Annotated in this window: 9 protein-coding genes; 7 read left to right on the top strand and 2 right to left on the bottom strand. The window is 73.1% G+C overall.

Features of this window, described 5'->3' with window-relative positions; genetic code table 11:
• Window positions 1-219 (bottom strand): FadR/GntR family transcriptional regulator (locus AAH991_RS35305; protein WP_346230282.1); only part of this gene is annotated, 219 nt, incomplete at its 3' end.
• Window positions 220-1,509 carry an enolase C-terminal domain-like protein gene (locus AAH991_RS35300; RefSeq protein ID WP_346230281.1) on the bottom strand — a complete coding sequence of 430 codons (1,290 nt, stop codon included), beginning with the start codon at window positions 1,507-1,509 and terminating at the stop codon, window positions 220-222. It lies immediately after the preceding gene.
• A gap of 216 nt (window positions 1,510-1,725) precedes the next feature.
• Between AAH991_RS35300 and AAH991_RS35295 the strand changes: the two genes are divergently transcribed.
• The 7 genes from AAH991_RS35295 to larC are packed head-to-tail and all read left to right on the top strand — an operon-like array spanning window position 1,726 to window position 7,678.
• The gene (locus tag AAH991_RS35295; RefSeq protein WP_346230280.1) at window positions 1,726-2,526 is read left to right on the top strand and encodes a fumarylacetoacetate hydrolase family protein; all 801 of its coding nucleotides are present in this window, start codon (window positions 1,726-1,728) and stop codon (window positions 2,524-2,526) included.
• Window positions 2,523-3,260: an SDR family NAD(P)-dependent oxidoreductase gene (locus AAH991_RS35290; RefSeq protein WP_346230279.1), complete on the top strand. Its 738-nt coding sequence runs from the start codon at window positions 2,523-2,525 to the stop codon at window positions 3,258-3,260. Before AAH991_RS35295 ends, AAH991_RS35290 begins: the two co-directional genes overlap by 4 nt.
• Window positions 3,257-4,171, top strand: coding sequence for an aldo/keto reductase (locus tag AAH991_RS35285; RefSeq protein ID WP_346230278.1), 915 nt, complete (start codon window positions 3,257-3,259; stop codon window positions 4,169-4,171). Before AAH991_RS35290 ends, AAH991_RS35285 begins: the two co-directional genes overlap by 4 nt.
• Window positions 4,161-5,417, top strand: a complete 1,257-nt coding sequence (larA, locus tag AAH991_RS35280; RefSeq protein WP_346230277.1) for a nickel-dependent lactate racemase — start codon at window positions 4,161-4,163, stop codon at window positions 5,415-5,417. Before AAH991_RS35285 ends, larA begins: the two co-directional genes overlap by 11 nt.
• Before the next feature lie 2 nt (window positions 5,418-5,419).
• The gene (locus tag AAH991_RS35275; protein ID WP_346230276.1) at window positions 5,420-5,842 is read left to right on the top strand and encodes an RbsD/FucU family protein; all 423 of its coding nucleotides are present in this window, start codon (window positions 5,420-5,422) and stop codon (window positions 5,840-5,842) included.
• 46 nt (window positions 5,843-5,888) lie between these two features.
• Window positions 5,889-6,554 carry a nickel pincer cofactor biosynthesis protein LarB gene (larB, locus tag AAH991_RS35270; protein ID WP_346230275.1) on the top strand — a complete coding sequence of 222 codons (666 nt, stop codon included), beginning with the start codon at window positions 5,889-5,891 and terminating at the stop codon, window positions 6,552-6,554.
• On the top strand, window positions 6,551-7,678 hold the full coding sequence (larC, locus tag AAH991_RS35265) for a nickel pincer cofactor biosynthesis protein LarC (RefSeq protein ID WP_346230274.1): 1,128 nt from the start codon (window positions 6,551-6,553) through the stop codon (window positions 7,676-7,678). The genes larB and larC overlap by 4 nt, the downstream gene beginning before the upstream one ends.
• Window positions 7,679-7,682: the final 4 nt, after the last annotated feature.

Here is a 7,682-nt window from a genome sequence, read left to right as displayed (position 1 = left end):
GAGGCCAGGGGACAGGCTGGTGACGTAGGTGCCGTCGCCCTGGCGTGTCTGCAGGACCCGCATGGCGATCAGCGCGCGTACGGCCTCACGCAGAGTGTTGCGGGCGACGCCGAGCTGGTCGGCGAGGTCCTTCTCGGCGGGAAGCTTCTGCCCGGGGCGCAGCTTCCCGTCGATGATCATCTGTTTGACCGTGTCGATCGCCGTCTCGATGGCGCCCACTCAGCCTCCCCAATGGTGGCCGTCGGGGTAGCGGTAGCCGGCGATCGACTCGGGACGCATGCGGGCGCTGTAGCCGGGGGCCTCGGGCAGCCGGTAGTGGCCGCGCTCGATGCGGACGGGGTCGGTGAAGTGCTCGTGCAGGTGGTCGACGTACTCGAGGACCCGGCCCTCCAGGCTGCCGCTCACGCAGACGTAGTCGACGACGGACATGTGCTGGACCAGCTCGCACAGGCCCACGCCCCCCGCGTGCGGGCAGACCGGCACGCCGAACTTGGCCGCCATCAGCAGCACGGGGACGATCTCGTTCACCGACGCCAGGCGGCAGGAGTCGATCTGGCAGTAGTCGATCGCGCCGGCCTGCAGGAGCTGCTTGAACATGACCCGGTTGTGGCAGTGCTCACCGGTGGCGACGCCGACGGGGGCGACGGCCTTGCGGATGGCGGCGTGGCCGAGGACGTCGTCGGGGCTGGTCGGCTCCTCGATCCACAGCGGCTCGTACGGCGCGAGCCGGTTGACCCACTCGATGGCCTGGGGCACGTCCCACACCTGGTTGGCGTCGATCATCAGGGTGCGCTCGCCGAGCTCCTCCCGGGCGATCGACAGGCGGCGGACGTCGTCCTCGACGTTCGCGCCGACCTTGAGCTTGACGTGCGTCCAGCCGTCGGCGACGGCCGCACGGAGAAGGTGGCGCAGTTTGCCGTCGTCGTAGCCGAGCCAGCCCGGGGTGGTGTTGTAGGCGGGGTAGCCGCGCTCGGCGAGCTCGGCGATCCGTTCCCCGCGCGTCGGCGCGAGCCCGGCCAGCATCTCGACGGCCTCCGCGGGGGTCAGCACGTCGGACAGATAGCGGAAGTCGCAGGCGGCCACCAGATCCTCGGGCGGCATGTCGGCAATGAGGCGCCACAGAGGCACGCCTGCCCGGCGTGCGGCAAGGTCCCAGGCCGCGTTCAGCACGGCCGCGGCGGCGAGGTGCACCACGCCCTTCTCCGGGCCGAGCCAGCGCATCTGGCTGTCGGACATGATCTCCCGGTAAAGGCCGCCAAGGTCGCCCGCCAGCGCGTCCACGTCACGCCCGGCCAGCCGGCCCCCGATCTGCCGGGCCGCGGCCACGCACAGGTCGTTGCCGCGCCCGATGGTGAACGTCAGGCCGTACCCGGCCAGATCGCCGTCGGTCTCCAGCACCACGTAGGCCGCCGAGTAGTCGCCGTCCGGGTTCATCGCGTCCGAGCCGTCGAGTGTCGCGGAGGTGGGGAACCTGATGTCGATCACGTCCACGGAAGTGATCACCGGCATGGGCGGACTCCAATTGGTCGGATGAATATGGATCGAACAGTAGGGTCACCGGGGGCGATGGTCAAGAGAATCGGCAAATGCCCCATAAGAGGCTTTACTTCAACCCGATGAATCTGACAGGCTCGGCACAACATACGCACCTGTGACACCAGCGGGAGAAGGCAGATCGTGAAGCTGTTGCGAGTGGGTCCGGCGGGTGAGGAGCGGCCTTGTGCGATGGGACCGGACGGGCGGGTGCTCGACCTGTCGTCGCTGACGGCCGACATCGACGGCGCGTTCCTCGCGGGAGGAGGCGTCGAGCGCGTGCGGGCCGCCCTGGCGGAGGGCGCGCTGCCCGAGGCCGGGCCGTACGAGCGGGTGGGCGCGCCGATCGCCAGGCCGGGGAAGATCGTGTGCATCGGCCTGAACTACTCCGACCACGCGGAGGAGACCGGGGCGGCGCTCCCCGCCGAGCCGGTGGTGTTCATGAAGGCGTCCAACACACTCGTCGGTCCCGACGACGAGGTGCTGGTGCCGCGGCGCAGCGTGAAGACCGACTACGAGGTCGAGCTGGCGGTGATCCTCGGACGTACGGCCCGTTACCTGGACTCCCCGGAGGACGCTGCGGAAGTGATCGCCGGGTACGCGATCGCCAACGACGTGTCGGAGCGGGAGTTCCAGAACGAGCGCGGCGGTCAGTGGGACAAGGGCAAGTCGTGTGAGACGTTCAACCCGCTCGGCCCGTGGCTGGTGACGGCGGACGAGACCGGCGACCCGCAGGCGCTGGGCCTGCGGTTGTGGGTCAACGGCGAGCTGCGCCAGAACGGGAACACGAAGAACCAGATCTTCGGCGTGCATCACGTGATCTGGTACCTCAGCCAGTTCATGGTGCTGGAGCCGGGCGACGTCGTGAACACCGGCACTCCGGCCGGTGTGGCGCTCGGCCGCGGCCCGCAGGCGTACCTGCGGGAGGGCGACGTGGTGGAGCTGGAGATCGACGGCCTCGGCCGCCAGCGCCAGCGGGTGGGCCAGGCATGAGTGAGGAGTTCGAGGGCCTGGTGGCGGTCGTCACCGGCGGGGCCTCGGGCATCGGCAGGGCCGTCGCCGAGGAACTGGCCGCGCGGGGCGCCCGGGTCGCCGTTCTGGACCTCAAGGACACCGAGTTCGTCTGCGACGTCACCGACGACGCCTCCGTACGCGCCGCGGTGGCGGCGGTGGCCGAGCGGTACGGCCGGATCGACGTGCTGGTGAACAACGCGGGCATCGGCGCGCAGGGCACGGTGGCCGACAACGACGACGCCGAATGGCTGCGGGTGTTCGACCTGAACGTGGTGGGGATCGCCCGGGTGACCCGGGCGGCGCTGCCGCACCTGCGCACCTCCCCGCACGCGGCGATCGTCAACACCTGCTCGATCGCCGCCACCGCGGGGCTGCCGCAGCGGGCGCTGTACTCGGCGTCCAAGGGGGCGGTGCTCGCGCTCACCCGCGCGATGGCGGCCGACCATCTCCGTGAGGGGATCCGGGTCAACTGCGTCAACCCCGGCACCGTCGACACCCCCTGGGTCGGCCGGCTGCTGGACGCCGCCCCCGACCCGGAGGCCGAACGCGCGGCGCTGTGCGCCCGCCAGCCGCACGGCCGCCTGGTCACGGCGCAGGAGGTCGCCCACGCCGTCGCGTACCTGGCCAGCCCGCGCGCGGGATCCACGGCCGGGGTCGAGCTGGCCGTGGACGGCGGGATGTCCGGACTGCGGCTGAGGCCGGTGAGCTCGTGAAGCTCTCCCTCGGGCCGTACGGGCTGGGCACCGCGCCGCTGGGCGGGCTGTTCTCGCCGGTGAGCGAACAGCAGGCCGAGCAGGCGCTGGCCGCCGCGTGGGAGGCGGGGATCCGCTACTTCGACACCGCGCCGCACTACGGGACCGGCCTGGCGGAGGAGCGTCTCGGACGCTTCCTGCGCGGCCTGCCCGGTCGGGCCGCGGGGGAGGCGATCGTCTCCACGAAGGTCGGCCGCGTCCTGGTGCCGGGGCAGGGCGAGGAGGACGGCTTCCCCGGCCGCACGCAGTACGTCCGGGTGCGGGACTACAGCCGCGACGGCGTGCTGCGCTCGCTGGACGACAGCCTGCGGCGCACCGGGCTGGACCGGTTCGACCTGGTGTTCATCCACGACCCGGACGACCACTGGGAGCAGGCCGCGGGCGAGGCGTACCCCGCGCTGGCCGAGCTGCGCGACCAGGGGGTGATCGGCGCGATCGGCGCCGGGATGAACCAGGCCGAGATGCTGACCAGGTTCGTCCGCGAGACCGACGTGGACACCGTGCTGGTCGCGGGGCGCTACACGCTGCTCGACCGTTCCGCCGCCGAGGAGTTGCTGCCCGAATGCGAACGGCGCGGCGTCGCCGTCGTCGCCGCCGGGGTGTTCAACAGCGGCGTCCTCGCCGGGGGCACCACCTACGACTACGACGCCGCCCCGCCGGCCGTGCTGCGGCGGGCGCGCGAGCTGGCGGGGATCTGCGCGTCGTACGGCGTGCCGCTGCCGGCGGCGGCCCTGCTGTTCCCGCACCGGCATCCGGCCGTCACCACGGTCCTGTTCGGCGCGCGCAGCGCGGAGGAGGTGCGGGAGGACCTGGATCTGGCCGCCACCCCCGTGCCCGCCGAACTGTGGGAGGAGCTGGACCATGCGGGTTGAGCTCGCCTACGGCGCCGACGGGCTCGTGGTGGACCTGCCGGACGACCGGACCACGGTGATCGCGCCGGTCGCCCGGCCCGCAGTGGCGGACGAGGCCGCCGAACTGCGCCGGGCCCTGCGCGAGCCGGTCGCGGGCCCGCCGCTGCGGGAGCGGGTGCGGCCCGGGCAGACGGTGGCGATCTCGGCCTGCGACGGGACCCGGCCCCAGCCGCGCCACCTGATGATCCCGGCGATCCTGGCCGAGCTGGACGGGATCGTCGACACCGGCGACGTGGTGATCCTGGTGGCCACCGGCACCCACCGCGGCAACAGCGACGCCGAACTGCGCGCGATGTTCGGCGACCAGGTCGTCGACGCCGTACGGATCGTCAACCACGACGCGCGCGACGCGGCGTCGCTGAGGTGGATGGGCCGTCACGGCAAGGACGTGCCGGTCTGGCTGAACCGGGAGTGGACGGACGCCGACGTGCGGATCACGACCGGCTTCGTCGAGCCGCACTTCTTCGCCGGGTTCTCCGGCGGCCCCAAGCTGGTCGCGCCCGGCCTCGCCGCCCTGGAGACCGTGCTCACGCTGCACGACGCGGCCCGCATCGGTGATCCCCGCGCCACCTGGGGAGTCATCGAGGGCAACCCGGTCCACGACGACGTCCGGGCCATCGCGGAGGCGACCGGCGTCACCTTCGCCCTCGACGTCGTGCTCAACCGGGAACAGAAGATCGTCCGGGCGTTCGGCGGCGACCTGCCGGCGATGCACGCCGCCGCCACGGCCGCCGCCCGCGCCGCCGCGATGCGCCCGGTCGCCGCGCCCTTCGACGTGGTCGTCACCACCAACGCCGGCTTCCCGCTGGACCAGAACCTCTACCAGTCGGTCAAGGGCATGAGCGCCGCCGCTCAGGTCGTCAGGCCCGGCGGCACGATCATCTGCGCCGCCGAGTGCCGGGACGGGTTCCCCGACCACGGCTCCTACCGGGACGTGCTCACCTCCGCGGCCTCCCCGGACGCGTTGTTCGAGGAGATCTCCCGCCGCACCGAGACCGTGCCCGACCAGTGGCAGGTCCAGATCCAGGCCCGCATCCAGCGGCACGCCCGCGTGGTCATGCACACCTCGCATCTGAGCGACGCCGACCTCGCCGCCGCCCATCTGGAGCAGACCGGCGACATCGCCGCCGCGGTGCGGGCACTGCCCGGCAGGGTCTGCGTCCTGCCGGAGGGGCCCATGACCATTCCGTACCTCGCGGGAGAATGACCGTGCTCCGCTACCCCCTGATCCACCCGCCGCTGCTGTCGGCGCTCGCGGCCACCGGCCACGGATCGCGCATCCTGCTCGCCGACGCCAACTACGCCCACGCCACCAACGTGCGGGCCGGCGCCCCGGTGATCCACCTCAACCTGCGTCCCGGGCTGGTCCGCGTGGACGACGTCCTGGAGCTTGTCGCGGACGCCGTGCCGCTGGAGTCGGTCCACTCGATGCGTCCCGACGAAGGCGGCGAGCCCGAGGCGCTCACCCGCTACCGGCGGTTGCTCGGCCCGGACCGGCCCATCCACCCCATGGGACGTCTGGAGTTCTACGAGGCCGCGAGGGGCCCCGACGTCGCCTTCGCGGTGGCGACCGGCGACGACCGGCTCTACGCGAACCTCCTGCTGACCGTCGGATACATCGTCCCGGCATGAACAGGCGGAGCGGACGCGGCCGCGCGCCGTCGGGCAGGAGGAGCCCGTGAGCGACGCCCTCGACCTCGGTTACGCGCGCGTCGACCTCGGCCGCGAGGCGCGCCAGGGACTGCCCGAGATCGTCTACGGTCCGGGCAAACAGGTGTCCGAGATCAGCGGAATCGTCACCACGCTGCTCGGCCGCAACACCGGGCCCGTCCTGGTGACCCGGGTGGACCCCGACGCCGCCGCCGCCGTGCTCGGGGGCGTCCCCGGCGGCCGGTACGACCGGGACGCCCGGCTGCTGGTCTGGCGTGCGGCCCGGCCGATCGGGCACACGGTCGCCGTGGTCACGGCCGGGACCGCGGACGGCCCGGTGGCCGCCGAGGCCGCGGCCGTCGCCGCCGCCCTCGGCCTGCGCACCACCCTGATCAGGGACGTGGGCGTGGCCGGGCTGCACCGCGTGCTCGCCGCCGTCGAGGACCTGCGCGCGGCCGACAGCGTCATCGTCATCGCCGGTATGGAGGGGGCGCTGGCGAGCGTGGTCGGCGGGCTGGTCGAGACCCCGGTGATCGCCGTGCCCACCAGCACCGGGTACGGCGCCGCGCTGGAGGGCGTGACGGCCCTGCTCGCGATGCTCACCTCGTGCGCGGCGGGGATCACCGTGGTCAACATCGACTCCGGATTCGCCGCCGCGCTCGCGGCCTTCCGCCTCACGAGGGGGCCGAAGTGATCCTCTTCCTGAATCCGTTCACCGGACTGGCCGGCGACATGCTGCTCGGGGCGCTATTGGACGCGGGCGCCTCCCTCGACGCCGTACGCCGGGCCGTCGCCCTGACCGGCCTGACCGGGTGGCGGCTGGACGCCGAGCGGGTGCGGACCGGAGCGCTGACCGCCACCCGCGTGCGGATCGACGTCGAGGACGACGCCGCTGAGCGGCCGGCCGCGGAGCTGATCGCGATGGCGGCCCGGGCCGGCCTGCCCGTCGCCGACGCGGCGCTGACCGCGATCGCCGAGGCCGAGGGCGCGCTGCACGGGGTTGCGGCCGGCAGCGTGCATCTGCACGAGCTCGGCGGGCACGACACGCTGATCGACATCGTCGGCTGCGCGGCGGCCCTGCGCGACCTCGGCGTGACGCGCGTCCACTGCGCACCGCTGCCACTGGGCAGCGGCACCGTGCGGACCCGGCACGGCGTGCTGCCCGTGCCCGCTCCCGCCACGCTCGCCCTGCTGAAGGGAGCGCGGGTACGGAGCGGAGCGGCGGGGGAGGCGGTCACGCCGACCGGGGCGGCCCTGCTCCACGCCGCGGGGGCGGTGTACGGCCCGGTGTACGGCGCGGTCCCGGAGATGGAACTGCGCGCCACCGGGTACGGCGCGGGCACCCGTGAGCTGCCCGACCGGCCGAACGTGACGGTGGCGATGCTCGGGTCGCCCACCGCCGCCCCGGACCACCAGGTCGTCCTCTCGACGAACCTCGACGACGTGACCGGTGAGGTCCTCGGGCACGTCATCGAGCGGGCGCTGGCCGCGGGCGCGGCGGACGCGTGGACCACGCCGGCGGTCATGAAGAAGGGCCGGCCCGCGCAGGTCCTGCACGTGCTCGCGCCCGTCGAACTGGCCGGCCGTCTGCAGGAACTCGTCCTGGCCGAGACGGGCAGCCTGGGGCTGCGGCGCAGCGTGGTCGAGAAGGTGGCGCTGCCCCGGCACTTCGAGACCGTGCGGCTGTACGGCCAGGACGTGCGGATGAAACACGGGCCCTGGGGGGTCAAACCCGAGCACGACGACCTGGCCAGGCTGGCCCAGGTCACCGGAAAACCATTACGGGAACTGGCACGAGAGGCTTTCGACGCGCTGTGACATC

This window comes from Microbispora sp. ZYX-F-249 (assembly GCF_039649665.1).
Lineage (GTDB): Bacteria > Actinomycetota > Actinomycetes > Streptosporangiales > Streptosporangiaceae > Microbispora > Microbispora maris.
The sequence above is the reverse complement of the archived record's forward strand: the minus strand, read 5'-3'. Positions and strand labels throughout refer to the sequence as shown.